We start from the raw sequence: 20,277 nt of genomic DNA, 5'->3' as shown, positions 1-20,277 counted from the left end.
ATAGATTATCATTTCTGACAAGTTTGTTTTATCAAAAATGCCCTGATGCCACAAGGATGCGATTTATGTAAAAACAGAGCGGAGATTTCTCCCCGCTCTGCTTTGACTGCAAACTATATGCGTGGACTAAAGGGCATTCCATTCTGCAAAGGCACCGCCTAAAGCGTCTACAATTTCATCTGGCTTGTTGTATTTGACCTTTGCATAAATGTCCATTGTAATTTTACTGCTTTGGTGTCCGGCCAGATATTGAACTGTTTTGGGGTCAACAGAAGCGTGAATTAAGTTTGTGATATAGGTGTGGCGAAGCTGATGGGGAGTCACCTCAAAGTCCAGGCAGTACACTACCTTGCCATTGTGAGCGGCCTTTTCACCCAGCACAGGCTTAATGGTATGTGCGATCTTTTTTCCGTCCACATATCTGTAATAGGTGCGTTCTTTGGCAGTCCTGGTTACAATGTACTGCCACAGTCGCTTAAACTGCGTATAGGATAGCGGTTCCCCATCATGGTTTGCCACCACATAGGGGGAGTGAGAGGTCGCTTTGGCCTCTTTCAGACAGTCCCGCAAACAATCCGGCAACGGTATATTCCTGCGAGCTGCGTCGGTTTTTAGCTCTGTGAGAATGACCGGCCTATTATTTTCCGTGTGCCAAGCTCTCTGTACTGTCAAATATGGGGCGTCTGTGTCAAGAAATACGGAGTCCCATTTTAGCCCCAGGATTTCCTCACGCCTTAGACCAGCGTAAAGCCCAAGCATAACGAAAACATAAGGTGGTAATCCTTTAACGGCTTCGACAAGTTGGGCCGCCTGTTCATCGGTAAGCGCAACCTTGTCTTTCTGCGGGATGCCACCGCCAGTGGCCTTGAGGTAGGCCGTTGGATCATCATAGATGACTTTGCTGGCTATGGCCGAACGGAAGATAGACTTATATAGGATGACTACGGACTTGTAAACTGATTCGGATTTTTTTGATACTGATACAAGAGCCAACTGTATATCATCCGGGGTAACGTCGGCCATACGCAGATGGCCGAGTTCTGATATAATATGCCTTCTAATCTTTGAGGTATAGTCGTTTAGGGTTGTCGAGCGAACATGGACTGATTGCATTAGTAGCCATTTTTCACAATATTCAGCAACAGTGGGCGTTTTTCGCTGATAGGCGTTGGTTGAAAGCAGTTCTTGAATTTCCAACGCCTTATCGTACAGTTCATTTCGCGTCTTCCCATAGAGAGCGATTCTTTTGCCCTCGGTATCCTCAACATAGGTCTTATAATATTGGATGCCATTGATTGCCACCGTTCCATACTGCGGGATGCGGCTTCTTCTTGCCATTGTAGTCACCTCCAAGATTTTATCGGTGCTGTTGTTTTATCAAAATCTCGGAATTTCAGCAATTGTGCGATTTCCTTTATCGCCTTGCTTTAGGTGTGCGATAGGCCGTGCGTTTTTCCAGCGGCTTTGCCCTGTGCGTGGATTTGGCAATATACTCTTGTAGACCGGCCTCCGTAAAATACACACAACCGTTTTCAACATATTGGACATAGGAGATTAGCCCGTTGTTTCGGGCGGCATCTAAGGTCGCAAGGCTGATCCCCAAAATTTTTGCCGCCTCTTTCCTGGATATGAGTTTATTCATACATCCTCCAAATAAAGAGCCAGCTTTTAATACCTGTCGTCGCCCAGGCGCTTTTTCTTATGGATGATGCGGTAGTCGTAGCCGTCCCGGACGTGACAGTACATACAAGGTTCTTTGGTTTGAGTGCGGTCGATCCGCCTGACAATGTGTTCGGGCGAGTAAATAAACTGTCTGAGACAGGTGCCGCATAGCGTCAGCACCATTTCATCAGGCACATCATCACGCGGTTCGTCGGCGGGCCGCTGCCTCTGCGCTCTATCGTCGCCTGTCGGGTCTTGTAGGCCAACGCTGATGCCAAGGGCCTCGTCAATATAGTCCATCACATCATCGTCCAGACAACCCACATAATCGCCCAGCCTGCTCTTGTCAATCGTTCTGATCTGCTCCAGCATAGCCATAGAGCTTTGCGGGAGGCCGAAGAACGGCGGGATACCGATGTGGGTCGGCTGGCGGAGCTTCTTCACCCTGGTGGTGATGGGGGCGATTATGATAGTGGGGCTGAAACTGTTTCCCACATTGTTCTGGATGACAAGGACAGGCCGCGTCCCTCCCTGCTCGGAGCCGATCACCGGGTCTAAATTGGCATAGTACATCTGGCCGCGCAGCACCTCGTCTGGCCGTTCCCTTTTCATAAGGACACCTCACTTTTATGTGATTTGCCCTTGCAGCCAAATACCCATATACTCCCCAGGTCGTGTGCAGAACACACCTGACCGCCAATCCATCCAGAGACTTATTATCATAACTGGCGATTGGCCGTCCCCGCGTTGGCGGTCAGATATGTAATGCACACTATTTGTCCTCGACACCCCGTGTGCAGGCCGAAGCCTGGGAAGTCGTCAAGCGGTGGCCTGCTCACCACCTCACGGGAGTTTCACCCCAACTGCCGTTCTGACAGAGCCGCCCCCATTGCGTGTTCCTGCGTAGCAGGGCTGTGGCTGGGCGGGAGTACCATTGTCATTCCGACTGTCATCGCCATGCCGGGGGCAACCCGGCACTTACAAAGGGAGTTCTCGCTCGGCATGGTTGGGATAGGAGTTCAGGCAACCTTTATTTCAACGGTTCATAGTTCTCCAACGTTCCAGCTTCGTGGCGTACCCTGTTGTGGTGGCTCGTGCTTTCGCACATCGGAACTGATGTACTTGACGAATGGGTATTCGGTTGTCAAGGAGCATCGAGGGGCCTGTGGCCCTCTCAGCTCCCTACTACAACTTTCAACGCCTCAAACCGAACTTATTTTTTCAAAAAATCTAAAACAAATTTTTCAAAGGCTACTTTCCTCTTTTGAACAGCCCGATCAGTGAGCTGGTACTTCCTGCACAAACTGTTTGTGCAGGAACGCTTTGCGCCGGATAAATAGAGTTCCAGCAATTCCTCCGCCCAAGGTTTCCAGGCTTTAAGTGCCTGCTTTAATTCGCCTATAAGAACCGTGTCCATCGCAAAGCGCTCAAGATCGAAGTCAGAAGGGACACACTCATGGAGAGATTCAACATCAGTATCAGCGATGCCAGCGTCCAGGGAGAGGTGCAAGTGGAACGTACCAATTTTCCTTTTCTGCTGGTGAACTGTGTTCTTGCTGTTCCACTCCCGGTATTCGGCTGCGGTCGTTTCGATATACATACAGTCCAGCTCATCCCCATCCTCGAAGCAGTCTTTCATAAACAACCTCCGCTGTTCTACGGGCAATCCCCGGTTCCCTTTCATAATAGCGTCCCATTCCTCCTGCGTCGCTGTGGTAAGCTGCCGGACGCCATCGACCTGCTTATAGACTAAATATGTAGTTTTCATTGTGTGATCTCCTTGAATTTCTGGATTTTTGAGGCCAAAAATCCAAGGGATCACGGATAGCGGCAAAGCGCCGCCTGCCAAGCAAACAGGTTCATTCCCTGCTCCATTTCTGGAGCGGCAACAAAAAAAGACCGGGCATTAGGAATAGGAGGGGGGCTTGCCCTCTCACATTCCTAATGTCCGGCCATTTGGTGACTATCAGCCTTGCGGCACGATGACCCGTTGCTCGGTACTCTTAGACCTTATTCTGTTGTCACTTCCTCCTATGTAATATTTGAAGCTAACCGGCCCTTTGATGCAGCTCCTTCCGGCGCAGGGCCAGATCGACCTCCACGATCTTGTGACAGTGGGGGCACTTGATCTCGATTTTTCCCGTGGTGGGCGATACCTTGTCCATCACGCGCCAGTTACATTCCGGGCACCTGACGGCAATATTTATAGATTGGGCCATCATTCATCATCCTCCTTCTCAACATCGGCCAACGCATAGGGGTTCTGCAAATAATCCCTTTTCAGCAGGCCGAGCCTTTTCAGCCTGATAGCCATAGCCTGCTTTGAAACACCAAGGAACTCCGCCATTTCGCAGAACAGCCCATACTCTTTTGGCCGGTATATCCTGTTCAATACGTCAATACCGCGCTCCAGGTTAAATCTGCGGAGCGCCCCATGTACGACCTCAATGGGGAGCAGGAGTGCGGATGCCAGATTATCGGCCTGCCACTCGCCCCAATCATGGATGGGATATTGTGGACTGCGGCCCCGGTAATAGATGATGCGGTTTTGGATCACCCTATCAGTTGGGTGCAGGTCGGCCAAAATCTGATGCGCCGTTTCGTGCGCCGTAGTGAAGTGATACCTGCCATATTGAGTTGGATCGTCCTTCAGGTCTGTTTCTATCAAAAGAGTTCTCCCGTCAAGATAGTAGAAGAAGGGTTGTCCACTATCGTCATAAACCTCAACGCCGATCTCCTTAAATGCGGTCATTCCCAGGGTCAGTCCGTCTTTTGACAGATGAAAATGGTCGATATGGAGGCCGCAAAGCCCGCAGGCCAGGATTTCCGGGTCAACATGACCGACTTGCTGGCCCGCAAGCCGGGGTAAGTGTTTATAATCATTGAAAACACAGGTTGCTATTCTTTCGAGGTCATTCCGAGACAAGTAGCCCATTTTTAGGTGCCTCCTATTCTGCGCCCATAGACCGATTTCCACTGTTCATATCCGCAAAACGATTTTCGACAAAAAAAGGCATCGCCCCCTTGACACGGTGTGCAACTTGTTGTACTATATGTGCAGGTCAACCGCACATCCATATTATAGGCTGGTGAGTTGCATATGTCAATAGGGAATGTGAAGTTAGTTGCACACTTGATGGAGGTGGTACGATGAAGTTTGCTGAAAAGGTAAGAACCGCAAGGCTTAATAAGGGCTATACCCAAAAGCAGCTTGCGGAAGCGGCTCACGTTGCGCTCCGTACTATTGTCAGTTACGAAAAGGGGGACAGCTACCCCCGGAAAAGGGAAACATATGCGGCCCTTGCAAAAGCCCTCAATGTTAAGACAAACTACCTCTTGACCGAAGATGAAGAATTTGTGGTAAACGCCGCTGAACAGTATGGCACTCGCGGAGCGTCCCAGGCCCAGGCCGTGATCGAGGGCTTTTCCGGCCTGTGTGCTGGCGGTACACTGTCTGAAGAAGATAAAGATGCTGTGATGAAAGCCTTGCAGGATATTTATTGGGAGTCCAAAGCGAGGAACGTGGAGAAGTACACCCCCAAGAAGTTCAAAAAGTCCTGATTATGGGACAGTAAGCTGTGTATGATTTGTGGTACAAGGGAACCTTTGCGCTTTTGGGGGTGGAACATCTATGCTGCAAAGAGCGGAAACGATATATCAAAAGGCCAATGAGCTTGTGAAACGCTGCGGAACACGGGACACCCTGCGGATTGCTGATGAGATCGGCATTTACATACACCACATTGATGATTTCAAGGAATTGCTGGGGATGTATAGCTACCAGCACAAGGAGCGTCACATCTTGCTGAACGCCAACATGGACTATATCACAACTCAAATGGTCTGCGGTCACGAGATCGGCCACGATGCCCTTCATAGGGAGCGGGCCAAGGTCGGGATGGGCCTCCAGGAATTTACCTTGTTTGATATGCGGAACGAGATGGAGTACGAAGCCAATGCTTTTTCAGCCCATTTGCGGATCGACAATGAGGAATTGTTTGAGCTTATGGGCCAGGGGTATGATGTGGTGCAACTTTCCTCAATCATGGGGACGAATATCAATCTAATGCTTATCAAGCTGAACGAACTCAACCGCATGGGGTGCCAGCTTAATCTCCCCTATATTCCCCGTTCAGATTTTCTAAAGAACGTAACGGTATAAAACGAAACCCGCCCCCACTTTTTGTGGGGGCGGGTTTATACTTCAACGAGCCTTAGTGTTCTGTGATAAAAAGCGGCTTATCCAGGAGCAGAAAGAGCAGGAGCGCAAGGACAGGACGAACCGCCTCTGCAAGCGCATGGGATTTATCGAGAAGCTGCTGCCCGACACCATCCCGCTGACCGAGGAGCAGTTCAAGACCTTTGTGGAGCAGACCGTCGCCACCGACCACAGCCGCCGCGTACTGGACGGCTTGACCGCCCAGAACACCGCCACAGCCCCCGCACAGGGCGCAGAACCGGCGGAGAGGGGTAACACCCAGCCCGCCGCCAAAACCGCCCAGACAGCGCAGGAGGTCGGCGCAGACGGGAGTGCGGCGCAAGGGTAACGGGCTTGCGGAGCGAGGCCGGGGAGGGATTATACTTCCCTGGTCTCACTGGGCGTTACTGCTCAATATCAGTGGAAATCTTCTCCTGTGTATGCTATAATGAGGTCACAATGCTTTACGGAGGAGAATATATGGAAAAGCTGGTAAACTGTCAGTTTTGTATTGAAATTGACAGTATCATTAAAATATGCGGCGGAAATCAACGCTATGAAGTGCTATTCGTTGATACTAATAATTTGAAATATAAACTGACGTTTGATTTTGTATGGGATTTTAGATGCTCGATAGAAAATGCCTATATCATGCGGTCTACAAAGTTTATTCATGGTGAAGAAAAACCAAGCAGTATTCTCTTGGTGCAAAATTCAGATTATTTGAAGTATTTTGAAGAGCAAGTGTCTGGAACACGTCCTACAAACACGCTCAAAAATTACATTCTATTTGATAAGATTGATACCGTTATTGAATTGCTAACATCTGAAACTTCGATACTTACTCAAATAATTGAATAGCTGCATATGCCGCCGCCCGGACTGCATGACCGAGGTACGCATGGGCAACACCGGCCTCACTGTTTCCGGCTACTTCAAAATGATAGAAAGATATTTACTATCAACAAAACCACCCCAGCCATTCCATGCCGACATATGCTTGATTTTGCTTATATCTGGGAGTGGAATATCATGTTTAGATAAAAGCTGCTGCATATCTCGAAAGACACTTATCGTTTCTTGAAACGCATAATCCAGACTTGCGCCATCGCAGGTATTGCAAAATTCAATGGGCAGCATCAAGAGTTGATTGATTTCATCCTCTGCGTTGCCAGTTGTCAGACCTGCAAACAAGGCTGTCAATTCTTGATAGTCTTTTTCGGAAAGCGTCCCATTATAGTTTCCTGCATTTGTCTTTTCATAGCCCTCAAACTCAAAAAGAAATTCGGGAATGACAGCAGAATAGATGTCCCAGCCCTTGTCCCAATAATCTTCTGTCCACTGCCAACAACGCTTTGCCACTGGTGTCCAATCTCGTTCGGGAAAACGAGTGACAAGGTATGTTTCAACACACATAAACAGGTAGCAAAATCTCCCGGTCAAAGAGAGTTTTTTCCAAGCTCTTTCTAAATTTTTCATAGTGACCTCCGATAGATTTTCTATCAAAGCCTTTTGAAAAGTTTACCATATCAACCTCGCTCCCGTCAAACTGACAGGAGCGTTTTTCATGGAAATGGGAGCGTATGACGGACACCACCAGCACCGCCGTCCGTCCTGCGTGACCGAGGTACGCATGGGCAGCACCGGCATCACCGTTTCCGGCTACTGAAACATAGATATGCCCATATTCTCCCGACCCCAAGTGCAGTATCCTCGATATACCTCATCTTCAAATGATGGCTCTTCACCGGGATACAGGGCTGGAAAAATCGAAATGCTGGAAATACCTACATCTGCTTGATTGGTGCTTTCCAGTACCTCTCGAATGTCGCATCGGTACAGCCCGTTGTCCATATGCAGATAGAAAAACATTTCCCGTGTCGTGGCCGCGCTATGATTGAAGTCCTCCACGTTCTGCGTCCATGTGTAGGACTCCCAGGAAATAACCTGCTCACTCAAGAAACTTGACAGTTCTGCTGCTTTTTCTTGTAATCCCTCTGCACTTCTCTTTGCTGTCAGGGAAAACATTTCGTAAATGCCATCCTTGTTTTCTGTCCGTGAAAAATCCATCAGAGTTTCTAAGGCTGTTGGCTCAATGGAACAATCGGACGGTTGGTCGCCTACTCGGTACACAATGTAAATGCCCAATGGCTTTTGGGGTGCATATTCCCAAGACAGTTCTTCCGGGTAAACCGTTATATCAGAAAAACCTACTAAATCCGGCTGTACTGTACTTTTAAGCACATCGCCGATGTCGCACCGATAGATTCCGCTGTCTGTGTTGAATGTATAGAACGAGGCCCGTGTCATAGTGACAACACCGCTACTCCGATCCCCTTTGCCGGTTCCCGACGAAAAATCCCAAGCGGTTACATTTTCTTCTACAAAGCGAATAAACTCTTGAATTTGCTTGTAAAGGCCCTCTACATTTTCCCGTACAGCCGGAGAAAACACCTCATAAATGTAATCAACATTTTCCGTCTCCACCAATTCCATCAGCTTTTCCATTGTCGTCCGAGGAACATTGAAAGGTTTGTATTCCCCGTCCTCGATTAACTCCGTATGCTCTCTCGGAAAAAGGGCTTGACAGCCACAGAGCAGTACACAAAGAACCATAGGAAAAAATATCCCCAACAATTTCTTGAACTTTGACATAAGGTTTCCCCCACCGTTATTTGTGTCAAGTTTACCACAACAGCCGTTATTTTTCCACTATCATCCATCAAACAATTTCAAACATTAGCCTCGCTCCTGCCAAAATCGGCGGGAGCGTTTTTCGTTGCAACCGCCGCCAAAACCGCCCACACAGCGCAGGAGGGCGGCGCAGACGGGAGCGCGGCGCAAGAGTAACGGGCTTGCGGAGCGAGGCCGGGAGGGGGACTATCCTGCCCCGGCCTCGTTGGGCATTGTAGGGGGTCAATAGTGTACTAAATCGTAGGGATAGTACGGCCAGTCTTTGCTGTCAGGCACATTGTATATTTTCGCAACGGCGGCAACATCAAAGCTCCAATAGCCGACATAAATGTTTGCAGTAGATTTATGGCTATTGTACCAGGACGCATCTTTATGCGCCCGATACCATTTCTTTGAAATATAGGTTTTCAGAAATTTCTCCCTGTCCGTAATTGTGCATTTTTGAAAATCGGAAAACCAACCACAACGCAAATCCAATTCTGTTACATCCCAAGTGACATCTAAATTAGACAGCAGAGTATCAGATAATTTGTCACGCATATCTGTTTGTTGCAGAATTATTTTCAAGTCAGGCAAACATTCTTTTGCTTTTAATAAAACACAAAGTGAAACAGCATCAATAACATCAAAATACCCCTCATGCGGTTTACCGCTTTGGACAAGATATTTTATATACTGCGGATATATTTCCGCAATTTCCGTTATACGAGCGCCAGAAGAATATAAAGCACATATCCTGCTCCAATAAAGGTTCGCTATGAAAGCTACACAATTCTGTCTACCTAATGCGTTGTCAGGTGGCAATGTTTCTAACTGATGTTGAAATCGTTTAAGACGTTTTTCATTCAAAGTTAAGTATTGAATGAAACATTTTGCAATTTCCAGCCCTAACCTTATGTAACTCGGCAAATGGTGGCAAAGCCTTGATTTTCAGGCGTTTCCGCCATTTGCCGTTTGGGAGAGTTATTCGCATATCTCGGCGTATCCCGGCGTGACTTTGCGCTGAAACGTAGTACGGAAGTAGTAAAAGCGGCCTGCCGCTTTCTTTTTACTACTTTACTACTCACTACGCAGCCAGCCGCTCCATCTCCGCCTTTACGGAACAGGCGTCAACATGGGTGTAATAGTCCAGCGTCATGGTGATGTTGGCATGGCCCATGATGTACTGTAACGCCTTGGGGTTCATACCGGCGTTTGCCATACGGGTACAGAACGTGTGCCGGAGGGAGTGCGGTGTGATGTTGGGCAACTGCTCCTTGTGCTGCTTGTTATATTTCCTCACAAGGCCCTTAATCACGGCGTTATAGTTCACGCCCACTTTCGGCGTCCCATCCTTTTTGAGAAACAGGAAGTTGGTATAGCCGTCCACCGTGATGGTGGTTTTCTTTCCCCGGTTCTTCAGCACCCGCTTCAACGCCCGGTAGACCGGCTCACTCATGGGGATTTCCCGATAGCCGCTCTTGGTCTTGGGCGTTTCGATGTAGTAGCCGTTCTTGCTGTCCCGCAAAAGCTGGTGGTCTACCCGGATCAGCCGGTTCCTAAAGTCAAGATTCGTGGTCAGCCCACAAAACTCGGAAATACGAAGCCCGGTTCCCAGCAGGATGATAAGCTCGTCGGCGTACTTCTGATATACCGGGTCATTCTGCGCGAAGTCGATCAGGCTTACCTCCTGTTCCGGCGTCAGCACGGTTTTCTCGCCCCTGTCGTCCTCCAGGACTTTGTTCAGGGCAAAGCTGAACGGGTTCTTACGAACACAATCGTCCTCGATGGCGATGAAGAATGCGGCCCGGAGGGAACGCTTGTAGTTGCTGATGGACTGGAAGCTAAAGCCCTTTTCCCTCATACGGATGGCCCACTCCTTGGCGTCGGAGGGCTTCACCGCGTCGATGCTTTTCCCGCCGAGAGGGTCGTCCCGCAGGAGGCCCATCAGGTACTCCCGCTGTTTCTTGGTGCCCCGCTTCACATCCGCCCGCTGACTGTTCTGCTTGGCGTAGAGCTGGCAGACGGTCATTTTTTTGCCCACGGTGTCGATGCCGTCCGCAATATCCCGGTTGATCTCCTTTTCTTTCTCCCGCAGGGAAATATCGTCCCGCTTGCCAGCCGGGGTCTTGTCCGTGGCTACCAGCTTCCAGGCATAGATGAATTGGGGCTTGCCGGTGCTGTCCGTGTACTTATATGCGTATCTCCCGTCTTTTCGCTGGCTCTCTCCAGTTCTTAAAATGCGGCCTTTATTGTCACGTCGTTTCTCCGCCATTGGTAAAACTCCTTTCCAAAACTGGAACGAGCCTTGATACGACTTGACTATATTCTATCATATTTCCGGCTCAATACAAATCTGCGATCAGATCACATCCAGGGAGTCGATGACTTTTTCAAACTGCCTGCGCTTGATCTGGATGCGGTTGCCGTTCATAATCAGCCAGTTGGCGTCCGGGTTTTCCTCCGCCAGTTTCCGCAGCTTCTTTTCCCCGATGCGGAAATACTTGGCCGCTTCCTCGATGGTCAGGGTGTACTTCTCCCAAATGGGCACGTCAGGATAACTCATACACCCGCCCCTCCTTTCGGCGTGACCACATACTCCACGCCGGGGCGCTGACCGCAGTAGACGCAGACCTCCTTTTCAGCCTGTCCCGGCGTGGCCTCCCGCAAAGCAAAAGCGCCTGTGCCGCGAAAAGCGTCAGCACAAGCGCCGCATAAGCAAAGGGTCAGTTTCGGGGGTACGGGTTCGATCAGGCCGATGCTGACCGCCAGGGCGTGGTTGATGCCCCGGATATGTTTCTCGTCCAGCCTGCCGATGTAGCCGGACAGCCGCCGCTTGTCCACGGTGCGAATTTGCTCCAACAGGACAAGAGAGGGCTGGGTCAGCCCGTTCCCAGCGTCCAGGTAGTAGTGGGTGGGCAGTTTGGCCTTGATGTTGGCCTTGCTGGTGATGGCGGCGATGATAACGGTGGGGCTATACTTGTTGCCCACGTTGTTCTGGATGATAACGACGGGCCGGGTGCCCTTCTGCTCCGAACCGATCCCGTGGCCCAGGTCGGCGTAATACAGGTCGCCGCGTAAATATGTCCTGCTCATGGTGTTTGACCTCCTATAAAAATTAGGCGGCCTGCGCCGCCTATGTAGGGGCCGGACAGCATGACATATCAAGGTTGGTGGAGCATAAACGCTCCCGTTTCCATAAACCTGTCCCGCTGTCCGGCTTATATCAAAGCAAGCCTATTTGTCCGCGACACCCCGGCCCGCTATGGGAAGTCATCAAGCGGCTGGCGGCGACCAGCTCCACGGGAATTTCACCCCCGCATGGTTCTCATGCGGCTGCTCTCATTGCCTGCGACGGCATAGTGCTGGAAACACTTTCACGCTCGGACTGTGACTGAACAGGAGTATCGTTGGCCCTATTGCCGGTCGTGGCCGTACCGGGAGCCGCCCGGTATTTCATGGCCGCTGGTACTCGCTCCGTGCCGGATAACAGACCGTGGACGAAATAATACTGTGGCATCCCTCTGTCCTGTCCGGCACATCCTGGCGCGGCGGCAAAAGTGGCTCACGGCAATAGGAATGTGCTTGATGAATGGGTATGAAGTTGTCAAAGGTCAAACCCATTCGCCGCACAAACGAGGAACAGGTGAAGGGCTTTCCATCGCCTTTCACCTAATGCACTTAAAAGAGGGGGGTGTAGGGGTAGAAAATAAAAAAATCTCAAAATATTTTTTCAGAGGGTAAAATGGGAGGGCCGTCAACTCTGACAGCCCTCCCAGGAAGTTATTTGATCTCGTTGAAGTATGTACGGAGCTTGTCCACCGCTCGGCGGATGCTCTCGTTCACTGATGTGAAATGCACCCCCTCGTCACTGGCGATCTTCCGCAGGGACACCCCGGCAAAGAAGTGCCTGACAAAGCGTTTTTTCTGCTTTACCGTCAGCTTGCCGCACCTGAACAGCTTGTCCACCGCAAGTTTGACACGGCGGCGGTCATCGGACATGATGTAGCTGTCGTCCAGGGATGGGGCGGGGTGTGCTGTGGCGTCCTCCAGCCCGGTCATGGAAAACGTCTTATTCCCCTGGGCCGTTTCAAGACGCGCCTGCTCCAAATAAATCTCGTCAGACACAGCTTTCAGGGCCATAAAATCCGCTTCTGTCTTGCCGGGGTTGTCCCGCAGAAAGTCCTCCAAAGAGATTTCCAGGGTTCGGTCGGAAAACTGATATACAATACCCTCGCTGAATTTATTCAGGGCATAATCGCTTTTGCGATAGTTTTTCAAGGTTTGTTACCTCCAATCTGAATTTTTGAAATTCAGATTGGAGGGCGGGCCACGGCAACCTACACCAAGGGCGAATTTATTCCGTGTCTCCCCAAAAAGCGACAAAAAACGCCCGGCAGGTCGTAGACCTACCGGGCGGGCAGAGGAATAAAATTCAGCCATAGCGACATAGTATAGTTCATCTTCATGGCCGAAATATCCCTTGGTGGGGGACAGGCTTTTTTTGATGGGTCAAACTGTGTCAAAGCGTGTCGAAATGTTATGTATTTCGTGACGGCTACCTCCTTGAGCCGCCGCTATTGCAGTTTGACCGCATTATTCCTTTGGGGCAAAAGAACGGCGGCTTTGATATTTCAAAAGCCGCCGTTCGCAAAATGGGCATAACTATGGACTGCTGCACGACGGCTTTTTTTCTTTTGCCGTCGTGCGGCAGTTTTTGTTTTTCTATTTGCTTGGACGCTGATTATGGGTAGAACTGTTCGCATAAGGGAACGTCGGGGGCCGCAGTTCAAATTGGAAAGTCTCGCGGTCTACGATTCCGAGGGTGCTGTCGCTGTCGTACAGTTTCAGCAGAAACTCCGCCATCTGCTGGCTCGTATGGTAAGTGCCAAACGCTTTGTCATAATCGTATGCGTCCACGTTGTTGGCCTTTTTCCCGAACTCCGTCTGCGTTGCCGCAGGAGCCAGAACCTTGGCCCGCATTTTTGCGCCTGTTTCGATCAGCTCCCAGGCCAGCCCCTCGGTAAACGTGCTGACATAGAATTTTGTCGCGCAGTAGGTAACAGCCGTGGGGACGATGGTATAGCCGCCGCAGGAGGACAGGTTGATAAGCTGTGTTCCCGGAGTATCCTTATAGTCTCGGACGAACAGCGAGGACAGGATGGTTAGGGCTTCAACATTCAGCCGGAGCATGGTGTCAATCTTCCCCAAGTCCTGCTGTGCCACGCTGTCATAGTTTCCAAAGCCCGCATTGTTGATCCAGGTTTCCAGCCGGAAGTCCTTTAGACTGGAATAAAACTGATATACGTTTTCCAGCACAGACAGGTCAACCGTCCTGATAACAACATCCAGCGTAGGGTGCTGCTCCAAAATCTCACGCTTTAAGGCTTCAAGATTTTCTGTGCGGCGGGCGGCGACAATCAGGTTCTTGCCTCGGTTCGCAAAGGCTTTTGCGGTTTCCCTGCCAATCCCGGAACTGGCCCCGGTGATGACGGTGTATTTTTTTGTGGGTTCCATTTGAAATTCCTCCATTCATCAGGTATAATGAGAGCATACAATGTAGAGTGAACTCTATGTCAAGAGGATGGGGGGATTTTTTTGGATTACTCCATTGGAGAATTTTCAAAGGTCACGGGGCTGGGGATACATACTCTGCGCTACTATGAGCATGAAAACCTAATTATCCCGTTGCGGAACGCCAGCAACCGCCGCCGCTATTCAGAAAAAGATATTGCCTGGATTTCTTTTATCAAACGACTGAAAGCAACGGGAATGCCGATTAAGGAAATCAAGAAATATGCGGGGCTGCGGGCCGAAGGGGACGCTACTCTTTCAGAACGTATGGAGATGCTGGTGCAGCACCGCCAATCTCTGAATGAGCAGATCAGACAGTTGCAGGAGCATGAGGCCATGCTGGATGAAAAGATTGCCTTTTACCGGCAGGAGATCGAGGGCCACCAAGAGGACACGCCCTAAATTTGTAGCAGCCTTTCGATGTTGCCGCCCAACGCCAGTTCTGTGACAGAATGGGATGGGCTGACAAATTCAATGAGCTGCCTGCATAGCTGTGGCTCCCCAAACGGTGCGTCAGAACCGAACAGGCATTTTTCCGGCACTTCCGTCAGGGCCGTCTTGACTGACAGTGGTGTAAAGGCCGCAGACAAGTCCAAATATGCCTGTCCATGCTCCTTTGCAAAGGCGATTACCTCCATCCAGTTTGAACCACCCATGTGCCCAAAGATAACCGGCACAGCGGGGTATTTCCGGCACAGGCCCATGAGAATTTTTATGCCGTTCAGTGTAACCGGGTTGAAGGTGTGTACCCAAATGGGGAGGCTGTGATAATCTTCCGAGGCTTTGAACACAGGCTCCAACTGTTCAATCTGTGTTTCCGAGCCAGGGGTAAATTCACCAATACCTTTGAAACCGTTCCCGGCGATATGTTCCGCTACCCACTCTGCTGTTGCCTGTTCGGAAAGCCCCAGCGGAACCGGGCCAAAACCGCAGAACCGATCTGGCGCAGTCTGGATAGCCTGATTCAGCTCCAGAATGGTGTCTTTCATTTTTGATGTTCGTGCTTCGGGAGAATAGCTGCCGAACAGAAGTTGGTACAGCACTTGCATTTCTGCGCCGATTGCGGCCAATGTCGCAGATTCGGCCCTCTCAACATGGGGTGTCGTTGTAAACAAAATCGCTTTGTCCACTCCGGCATCGTCCATTTTCTTTACCTGCATGGAAGTGGGGAGCATGACGTGTTGGTGGCTGTCTACAATCATGGTTTTCATTCCTTTCCTTGCCCTGATATGGCGTAATTAAGCATAGCACAGGCAGGAAAAGCGAACAAGAACGCACTTTTTTGATATGTGGTGTCTTTTTTGATACCGCACTATGGAGGAAAACTTATGGCAAAATCAATCGCTGTTACGGAACAATGCCCAATGGAAATTGGCCTCAATGTTTTAAGCGGAAAGTGGAAACTGAAAATCTTATGGCAGGTTTCCAAAGGGGCGGTGCGGTTCAACGAATTGCAGCGGCGTTTAGGGAAGATCACCACCAAGACCCTGACACAGCAGCTCCGTGAACTGGAAGAACAAAAAATACTTGCGCGGACGGTTTATCCCGACAATCCGCCAAAGGTCGAATACACCTTAACAGACCTCGGACAATCCATTCATCCTGTTTTGAAGTCTTTGTGCGATTGGGGAACAGCCTATCAATCCGCTATACCGCCAATCAACGATTTGGGTGGGCCTTTTACAGATGCCGCAAATTGACGCGGTACTCCCGCAGCGCCGCTTCATCAGCGGTTTCAATCAGGTGATTCAAATAGTCAACCAGCTTTTCCTTGTCCGCAGGAAGGTGGCCGCGAACCTGGATCAAGTTGGACGCGCCGTCTGTTACGATACGGGTGTCAATGGTCAGATTTTCAATGAGGGCTTTCAGTTCCGCCAGCTTTTCAATTTCCCCTTCCTCTTTCCAGTTGCCGCGCTGGATTTCCTGGTACAGTTCGGAGGTCTTGTAAATCGTCAGCATGGACGATTCAATGATTTGCGGGTGAAGCTGATTGAAAAGCTCCGCGCTGGCCTTTGCGCCGATTTCACCCCGGCCAGCGCCGGAAATGCCGGTGAGATAGAAGAAGTTGTAGCTGATGCCAGCGGCCTCTAACTTTCTACACTGTTCAAGGACATCACTGGCCCGGAAGCCTTTGTTCATAAAGGCCAGAGCCTCATCATCGCCCGTTTCAACGCCAAAGGTAAGTCCGTTATACCCCAAAGCACGAAGCTCTTTCAGTTCATCCACGGTTTTGTTGGTAACATCGGTGATCCTGCCGAAGCAGCCAATAGACGAATAGTTGGGGCAATACTTCTTCACCATTTGCGCCAGTGTTTTCAGCTTGTCGGTGGTCAGAACGAAGGGATTTGCGCCGGTGAAGAAAACCCGGAACCAGGGCGCATCCTGGCAGTAGCGGCTCACCGCAGCCAAATCTTCCTCCACCTCGGACGGCGGGGACATTCTGAACTTAAACGGTAAATCCTCGTATAGCGTACAGAATTTGCAGGAGTGGTGTGTGCAGCCCGCAGTAACCTGGATCAGCAGGGATGCGGCCTCATAGGGCGGACGCCAGATTGTTCCATCAAAGTGCATAGATCATATCTCCTTTTCAAAATCAATCAGGAATTTCCTGTTGCCATCATGGTACAACCGGCAACGGCTAAATTCAAGTACGCAACTTTTTTAGTAGTAGTATTGTTTTCTGTACTAATACTAATTTTGTGGCCTACATTGATTTTGAAATTGAGATGGTATATACTACCTACAAAAAAGCGAAGGGAGATAAAGCTATGGCCGGGAATAAATTTCAGACGCAGGATATGATGGCCCGCTGTGTTCCGATGACCAGTGTGCAGGCGGTTTTGGGCGGCAAGTGGAAAATCCTGATCTTGTGGTATATTGCCTTTTATAAAGTTCAACGCTTTGGTCAACTCATGCGCCGTCTGGACGGGATTACCCAATCCTCATTGACAAAACAGCTCCGTGAATTAGAGCAAGACGGATTTTTGCACCGAGAGATTTACAAGGAAATCCCCCCCAAGGTGGAGTATTCCTTAACGGAGCTGGGGCAGAGCTTCACCCCGATTTTGAACCAAATGATGATATGGAGTGAGGCGCATCTTTGTCCGCCTGACTATATCAATCCTTTTGGAGAAGATAGAACATTGCCTGAATAATTCGTGAACATAGAGTTATCTAATTCGGAAGTTTTGACCGTCAAACAGCAGCTTCATTCTATCGGCATTTCCGATATTTGAAAGATTCCCTATGTTTTCAAAGTCAAATAAATAGGCCGCTGTTTTCATTAAAAATGCGTGTGTGACAACAAGAATGTTGCTGCCATCAGGATAGACCGATCCTACGGATATAAGCAGTTCCTTTAGCCGTTTGCTTATCTGCTCAAAGGTTTCTGCCATTCCAGTAGTATCATGCTGTTTGATTGCTGTGGCAACCTCTGGAAGTCGTTTGTTCATTTCAGAAAAGGAGATGCCCCCCAGCCATTCCGACACTCGCTTGATGAAGATGCTGTTCTGTTCTGCTTCCATGATGCCAAGACACCATTCCCGCAAGCGAACATCCTGATGTATTGGAAGATCAAGCTGGCCGTTTTCTTCTAACACCAGCCGGGCCGTATGGAACGCCCGGTTTGTGTCGCTTGTGTATGCTGCTTGAAATACAACGGAAGATAGGGTCTTTCCCAACTCCTTTGCCGCTTGCTTTCCTGATGCGGTCAAGGGGAAATCAGCCCATCCCTGCGCCCGGTCAAGTTGATTTAACAAGGTTTGCCTGTGGCGAACAATATAAAAAGTGACCATTTCAATTTGCCTTTCCATAAAGGTTGCACCAGGAGGACGCCCCCCTGGTGCAGTTAGTCGGTTTACAGGCTCTCGTAAGAAACCAGCTCTCTTATCGGGATTCGTGTCTGATTGTGTCGCTCCGGGTCGGTGAAGTTCTCCCCAGCATAGCCGACTACCAGGATATTGACCGGCTCCAGATTGGCGGGGAGGTTGAACTCCCGGCGCAGAACATCCGGCTTGAAGTAGCATACCCATACGCTGCCCAGGCCCAGCTCTGTGGCTTGGAGCATCATGTGGTCGGTCAGAATGGAAGCGTCAATATCCCCGGTCTGCTTCTGGTCAAAGGGCCGCACCCACGCCTTGTTGTGGTCGGCGCAGACAATGATTGCCAGGGGCGCACCGTAGATGTTGGCGGCTTTGCCGGTCTTCGCCAGCCCGTCCTTGCTCTGGACGGCAATCAGGTGAACCGGCTGGAGGTTGGCGGCGGTGGGGGCCACATGAGCGGCCTCCAAAATTTGCTCCAACTTCTCCGGCTCCACCTTCTTGTCGGTGTAGCTGCGGATGGAGCAGCGTGTTTTCGCAATCGTAATAAAATCCATGATATGTTGTCCTTTCTGAATAGTCTGATGGCTGATAATGGAGAGCGCCATCTGCCATGATTTTAGCAACATCCAGAAATCTACACAAGATTGCACTTTTTAGGTAGGTACTTCCCCAAAAGTAAGTCCTTTTCCTAATCGCAACGATATGATATAATTTTCATGAGGTGATTCCATGAAACAAACGCAATTCAACTGCCCTGTTGAGGCAACTCTGTCGCTGATTGGCGGGAAATATAAGCCATTGATCCTTTGGCATCTGGTAGATTGCCCTCTGCACTATATGGAGTTGCAACGAAGGATTCCAAGCGCCACACCCAAGATGCTCTCCCAACAGCTCCGTGATTTGGAGAACTGCGGTATGGTGCATAGAGAAGTAATTCCTGAGAAGCCTCCCAAAACGGTGTATTCTCTAACGGCCTTTGGGGAAAGTATCGTCCCAGTTCTGGATGCTATGTGTCAATGGGGAACCAATTACATGGACGGGCTGGATGTTCAAGCTCCGTGTTGTAACGCTGGGGCATAATAAATAGGCATAGCTACCGTTGGGTGGCTATGCCCATTTTTATATTCGATCAAATTTGTGACTGCCGTATATAGTTACATAGTACCGTAAAATCAGTGTTAGGATTCTGTTTCAAAATCCTCTGCATATTATCCGCAACCTGTTGACGCAAGGCAGGCTTTTTCAAATCGTCCAGCAGAAGGAAGATATTCAGCCGCCTGCCGACTGCGAACAGGAGCTTTTCATCCGGCGGGAGCTGTAAAAAGCGTTCGATCACGGAAAGCATTTGCGCCTTGTCCGTCTGCAAATTGCCGCGCACTTCCAAAAGCAAATTGATGATATGCTCGTTCACATAGAAACTGTCCATTGGCTGAAGCCGTTGCAAAAATAGCCTCTGTTCCTCTACGATTTCTTCCTCTGATTGTAGCGTAAATGAGCCGTTTCGGACAAACTCGCCCAACTTGGATTCCGGCTTTATTCCAGTGGCATGAACGCGAATGTAATCGGGCCGGATGATATTCAGCGCCTCGGCGGTGACAGCGGCATTTTCCTCGGACAGTTCTCTGCCGCCAATCCCCAGCAGAATAAACTCGGACAAAATCATACCGGCCTCTTTTGCCATACAGCCGCTTTGCACCACCGTATCCGCTTGAAAGCCCTTGTTAATGAGTTTCAATATCTGATCGGAGCCGGTTTCCATCCCGCAGTAAAGATGATTCAGACCAGCTTGCCGAAGGGCCTGCAATTCCGGCAAGGTCTTGCGGGTAATGCTGTCAGCGCGGGCATAGGTTGTGATGTATTGTAAGCTGGGAAAATAGCGATTGAGGGCATCCAGTATTCGGAGCAGATAGTCGGTTTTCAGTACCAGCGCATCGCCGTCCTGCAAAAAGCAGGATGTGAAAGTTCTCCCTTTGTAAAGCTGGGCCTGTTTCGCTATATCTTCTATGGTTTCCTCAATGGGTCGCATGGAAAACTGTATAGATTTATAGAGGCCGCAGAAATAGCATTTGTTCCAATGGCATCCCCGTGTGACGCGAACCAGCAGGCTGTTACTTTCAGAGGGCGGACGAATCGGCCCGATCTCTACATTTTTCATAAGAGGTTTCCTTTCATTGTAATTGCAATAAACATACCATCTTATAAAAAGGAGAGCAAGAACGTACTTTTAGGGAAGGTACTTTCCAAAACAATAGCACCTATTTGACATAGTTAATAACTGTTTCAGACCACGTTAGAAAATTGTTGAACATAGGCTGTGCCCCTTGATGGCAAACGGGCATAGCCGCCATT

Annotated in this window: 28 protein-coding genes; 9 read left to right on the top strand and 19 right to left on the bottom strand. The window is 49.7% G+C overall.

Annotated features, from left to right (window positions below):
* Nucleotides 1-126: 126 nt before the first annotated feature.
* The 6 genes from C816_RS08660 to C816_RS08640 form a co-directional block, all read right to left on the bottom strand.
* The gene (locus C816_RS08660; RefSeq protein WP_016322012.1) at nucleotides 127-1,338 is read right to left on the bottom strand and encodes a tyrosine-type recombinase/integrase; all 1,212 of its coding nucleotides are present in this window, start codon (nucleotides 1,336-1,338) and stop codon (nucleotides 127-129) included.
* A gap of 76 nt (nucleotides 1,339-1,414) precedes the next feature.
* On the bottom strand, nucleotides 1,415-1,642 hold the full coding sequence (locus C816_RS08655) for a helix-turn-helix domain-containing protein (RefSeq protein WP_016322011.1): 228 nt from the start codon (nucleotides 1,640-1,642) through the stop codon (nucleotides 1,415-1,417).
* Between the two features lie 26 nt (nucleotides 1,643-1,668).
* Nucleotides 1,669-2,274 (bottom strand): type II toxin-antitoxin system PemK/MazF family toxin, encoded by a 606-nt coding sequence (locus C816_RS25440; RefSeq protein ID WP_016322010.1) that lies wholly within the window; start codon nucleotides 2,272-2,274, stop codon nucleotides 1,669-1,671.
* Nucleotides 2,275-2,875: 601 nt separating this feature from the next.
* Complete coding sequence (locus C816_RS08645) at nucleotides 2,876-3,430, bottom strand: hypothetical protein (protein WP_016322009.1); 555 nt, start codon at nucleotides 3,428-3,430, stop codon at nucleotides 2,876-2,878.
* 280 nt (nucleotides 3,431-3,710) lie between these two features.
* Nucleotides 3,711-3,884 (bottom strand): hypothetical protein, encoded by a 174-nt coding sequence (locus C816_RS23605; RefSeq protein ID WP_016322008.1) that lies wholly within the window; start codon nucleotides 3,882-3,884, stop codon nucleotides 3,711-3,713.
* The gene (locus tag C816_RS08640; protein ID WP_016322007.1) at nucleotides 3,881-4,597 is read right to left on the bottom strand and encodes an ImmA/IrrE family metallo-endopeptidase; all 717 of its coding nucleotides are present in this window, start codon (nucleotides 4,595-4,597) and stop codon (nucleotides 3,881-3,883) included. The genes C816_RS23605 and C816_RS08640 overlap by 4 nt, the downstream gene beginning before the upstream one ends.
* Before the next feature lie 215 nt (nucleotides 4,598-4,812).
* On the opposite strand from C816_RS08640, the gene C816_RS08635 reads away from it, so the two are divergent.
* The 4 genes from C816_RS08635 to C816_RS08620 all read left to right on the top strand — a co-directional run bounded on the left by C816_RS08635 (nucleotide 4,813) and on the right by C816_RS08620 (nucleotide 6,721).
* Entirely contained in the window at nucleotides 4,813-5,223 is a 411-nt protein-coding gene (locus tag C816_RS08635) for a helix-turn-helix domain-containing protein (protein ID WP_016322006.1), read from the top strand.
* Nucleotides 5,224-5,293: 70 nt separating this feature from the next.
* Nucleotides 5,294-5,824: an ImmA/IrrE family metallo-endopeptidase gene (locus C816_RS08630; RefSeq protein WP_016322005.1), complete on the top strand. Its 531-nt coding sequence runs from the start codon at nucleotides 5,294-5,296 to the stop codon at nucleotides 5,822-5,824.
* Nucleotides 5,825-5,879: 55 nt separating this feature from the next.
* Nucleotides 5,880-6,209, top strand: a complete 330-nt coding sequence (locus C816_RS08625) for a DUF3847 domain-containing protein (RefSeq protein WP_016322004.1) — start codon at nucleotides 5,880-5,882, stop codon at nucleotides 6,207-6,209.
* 131 nt (nucleotides 6,210-6,340) lie between these two features.
* Nucleotides 6,341-6,721, top strand: coding sequence for a hypothetical protein (locus C816_RS08620; protein WP_016322003.1), 381 nt, complete (start codon nucleotides 6,341-6,343; stop codon nucleotides 6,719-6,721).
* A 69-nt stretch (nucleotides 6,722-6,790) separates the two neighbouring features.
* On the opposite strand, the gene C816_RS08615 is transcribed toward C816_RS08620, so the two are convergent.
* The 6 genes from C816_RS08615 to C816_RS08595 all read right to left on the bottom strand — a co-directional run bounded on the left by C816_RS08615 (nucleotide 6,791) and on the right by C816_RS08595 (nucleotide 11,629).
* A complete protein-coding gene (locus tag C816_RS08615) occupies nucleotides 6,791-7,339 on the bottom strand; it encodes a hypothetical protein (protein ID WP_016322002.1) in 549 nt (182 codons plus the stop codon).
* Nucleotides 7,340-7,522: 183 nt separating this feature from the next.
* Complete coding sequence (locus tag C816_RS08610) at nucleotides 7,523-8,515, bottom strand: DUF5104 domain-containing protein (protein WP_016322000.1); 993 nt, start codon at nucleotides 8,513-8,515, stop codon at nucleotides 7,523-7,525.
* A 261-nt stretch (nucleotides 8,516-8,776) separates the two neighbouring features.
* Complete coding sequence (locus tag C816_RS22645) at nucleotides 8,777-9,463, bottom strand: PoNe immunity protein domain-containing protein (RefSeq protein ID WP_016321999.1); 687 nt, start codon at nucleotides 9,461-9,463, stop codon at nucleotides 8,777-8,779.
* 157 nt (nucleotides 9,464-9,620) lie between these two features.
* Nucleotides 9,621-10,808, bottom strand: coding sequence for a site-specific integrase (locus C816_RS08605; protein WP_016321998.1), 1,188 nt, complete (start codon nucleotides 10,806-10,808; stop codon nucleotides 9,621-9,623).
* Between the two features lie 87 nt (nucleotides 10,809-10,895).
* Nucleotides 10,896-11,099: an excisionase gene (locus C816_RS08600; protein ID WP_016321997.1), complete on the bottom strand. Its 204-nt coding sequence runs from the start codon at nucleotides 11,097-11,099 to the stop codon at nucleotides 10,896-10,898.
* Nucleotides 11,096-11,629, bottom strand: coding sequence for a type II toxin-antitoxin system PemK/MazF family toxin (locus C816_RS08595; RefSeq protein WP_016321996.1), 534 nt, complete (start codon nucleotides 11,627-11,629; stop codon nucleotides 11,096-11,098). Before C816_RS08595 ends, C816_RS08600 begins: the two co-directional genes overlap by 4 nt.
* Nucleotides 11,630-12,121: 492 nt before the next feature.
* Here C816_RS08595 and C816_RS23600 point away from each other — a divergent pair, with 492 nt between their 5' ends.
* On the top strand, nucleotides 12,122-12,277 hold the full coding sequence (locus tag C816_RS23600; RefSeq protein ID WP_155978957.1) for a hypothetical protein: 156 nt from the start codon (nucleotides 12,122-12,124) through the stop codon (nucleotides 12,275-12,277).
* A gap of 39 nt (nucleotides 12,278-12,316) precedes the next feature.
* On the opposite strand, the gene C816_RS08590 is transcribed toward C816_RS23600, so the two are convergent.
* Together C816_RS08590 and C816_RS08585 are read right to left on the bottom strand one after the other, a co-directional pair.
* Nucleotides 12,317-12,814 (bottom strand): sigma-70 RNA polymerase sigma factor region 4 domain-containing protein, encoded by a 498-nt coding sequence (locus C816_RS08590; protein WP_016321995.1) that lies wholly within the window; start codon nucleotides 12,812-12,814, stop codon nucleotides 12,317-12,319.
* A 444-nt stretch (nucleotides 12,815-13,258) separates the two neighbouring features.
* Nucleotides 13,259-14,050 (bottom strand): SDR family NAD(P)-dependent oxidoreductase, encoded by a 792-nt coding sequence (locus C816_RS08585; RefSeq protein ID WP_016321994.1) that lies wholly within the window; start codon nucleotides 14,048-14,050, stop codon nucleotides 13,259-13,261.
* 81 nt (nucleotides 14,051-14,131) lie between these two features.
* Here C816_RS08585 and C816_RS08580 point away from each other — a divergent pair, with 81 nt between their 5' ends.
* Nucleotides 14,132-14,509 carry a MerR family transcriptional regulator gene (locus C816_RS08580; RefSeq protein WP_016321993.1) on the top strand — a complete coding sequence of 126 codons (378 nt, stop codon included), beginning with the start codon at nucleotides 14,132-14,134 and terminating at the stop codon, nucleotides 14,507-14,509.
* On the opposite strand, the gene C816_RS08575 is transcribed toward C816_RS08580, so the two are convergent.
* On the bottom strand, nucleotides 14,506-15,318 hold the full coding sequence (locus tag C816_RS08575) for an amidohydrolase family protein (RefSeq protein WP_016321992.1): 813 nt from the start codon (nucleotides 15,316-15,318) through the stop codon (nucleotides 14,506-14,508). The two genes, C816_RS08580 and C816_RS08575, sit on opposite strands and share 4 nt — an antisense overlap.
* A 117-nt stretch (nucleotides 15,319-15,435) precedes the next feature.
* Here C816_RS08575 and C816_RS08570 point away from each other — a divergent pair, with 117 nt between their 5' ends.
* Entirely contained in the window at nucleotides 15,436-15,807 is a 372-nt protein-coding gene (locus tag C816_RS08570) for a winged helix-turn-helix transcriptional regulator (RefSeq protein ID WP_016321991.1), read from the top strand.
* On the opposite strand, the gene C816_RS08565 is transcribed toward C816_RS08570, so the two are convergent.
* Nucleotides 15,788-16,678 carry a radical SAM protein gene (locus C816_RS08565; protein WP_016321990.1) on the bottom strand — a complete coding sequence of 297 codons (891 nt, stop codon included), beginning with the start codon at nucleotides 16,676-16,678 and terminating at the stop codon, nucleotides 15,788-15,790. The two genes, C816_RS08570 and C816_RS08565, sit on opposite strands and share 20 nt — an antisense overlap.
* 197 nt (nucleotides 16,679-16,875) lie before the next feature.
* Here C816_RS08565 and C816_RS08560 point away from each other — a divergent pair, with 197 nt between their 5' ends.
* Nucleotides 16,876-17,262, top strand: coding sequence for a winged helix-turn-helix transcriptional regulator (locus tag C816_RS08560; protein ID WP_016321989.1), 387 nt, complete (start codon nucleotides 16,876-16,878; stop codon nucleotides 17,260-17,262).
* Between the two features lie 15 nt (nucleotides 17,263-17,277).
* On the opposite strand, the gene C816_RS08555 is transcribed toward C816_RS08560, so the two are convergent.
* Both C816_RS08555 and C816_RS08550 read right to left on the bottom strand, forming a co-directional pair.
* Nucleotides 17,278-17,919 (bottom strand): histidine phosphatase family protein, encoded by a 642-nt coding sequence (locus C816_RS08555; RefSeq protein ID WP_040655136.1) that lies wholly within the window; start codon nucleotides 17,917-17,919, stop codon nucleotides 17,278-17,280.
* 44 nt (nucleotides 17,920-17,963) lie between these two features.
* The gene (locus tag C816_RS08550) at nucleotides 17,964-18,482 is read right to left on the bottom strand and encodes a nitroreductase family protein (protein ID WP_016321987.1); all 519 of its coding nucleotides are present in this window, start codon (nucleotides 18,480-18,482) and stop codon (nucleotides 17,964-17,966) included.
* Nucleotides 18,483-18,657: 175 nt separating this feature from the next.
* On the opposite strand from C816_RS08550, the gene C816_RS08545 reads away from it, so the two are divergent.
* A complete protein-coding gene (locus C816_RS08545) occupies nucleotides 18,658-19,008 on the top strand; it encodes a winged helix-turn-helix transcriptional regulator (RefSeq protein WP_016321986.1) in 351 nt (116 codons plus the stop codon).
* A 49-nt stretch (nucleotides 19,009-19,057) separates the two neighbouring features.
* On the opposite strand, the gene C816_RS22640 is transcribed toward C816_RS08545, so the two are convergent.
* Nucleotides 19,058-20,083, bottom strand: coding sequence for a radical SAM protein (locus C816_RS22640; RefSeq protein ID WP_016321985.1), 1,026 nt, complete (start codon nucleotides 20,081-20,083; stop codon nucleotides 19,058-19,060).
* Nucleotides 20,084-20,277 lie beyond the last annotated feature (194 nt).

Origin of the sequence: Oscillibacter sp. 1-3 (assembly GCF_000403435.2) — a bacterium.
Classification (GTDB): domain Bacteria; phylum Bacillota; class Clostridia; order Oscillospirales; family Oscillospiraceae; genus Oscillibacter.
Note: the sequence above shows the minus strand (reverse complement) of the source record. Positions and strands in the feature narration are given on the sequence as shown.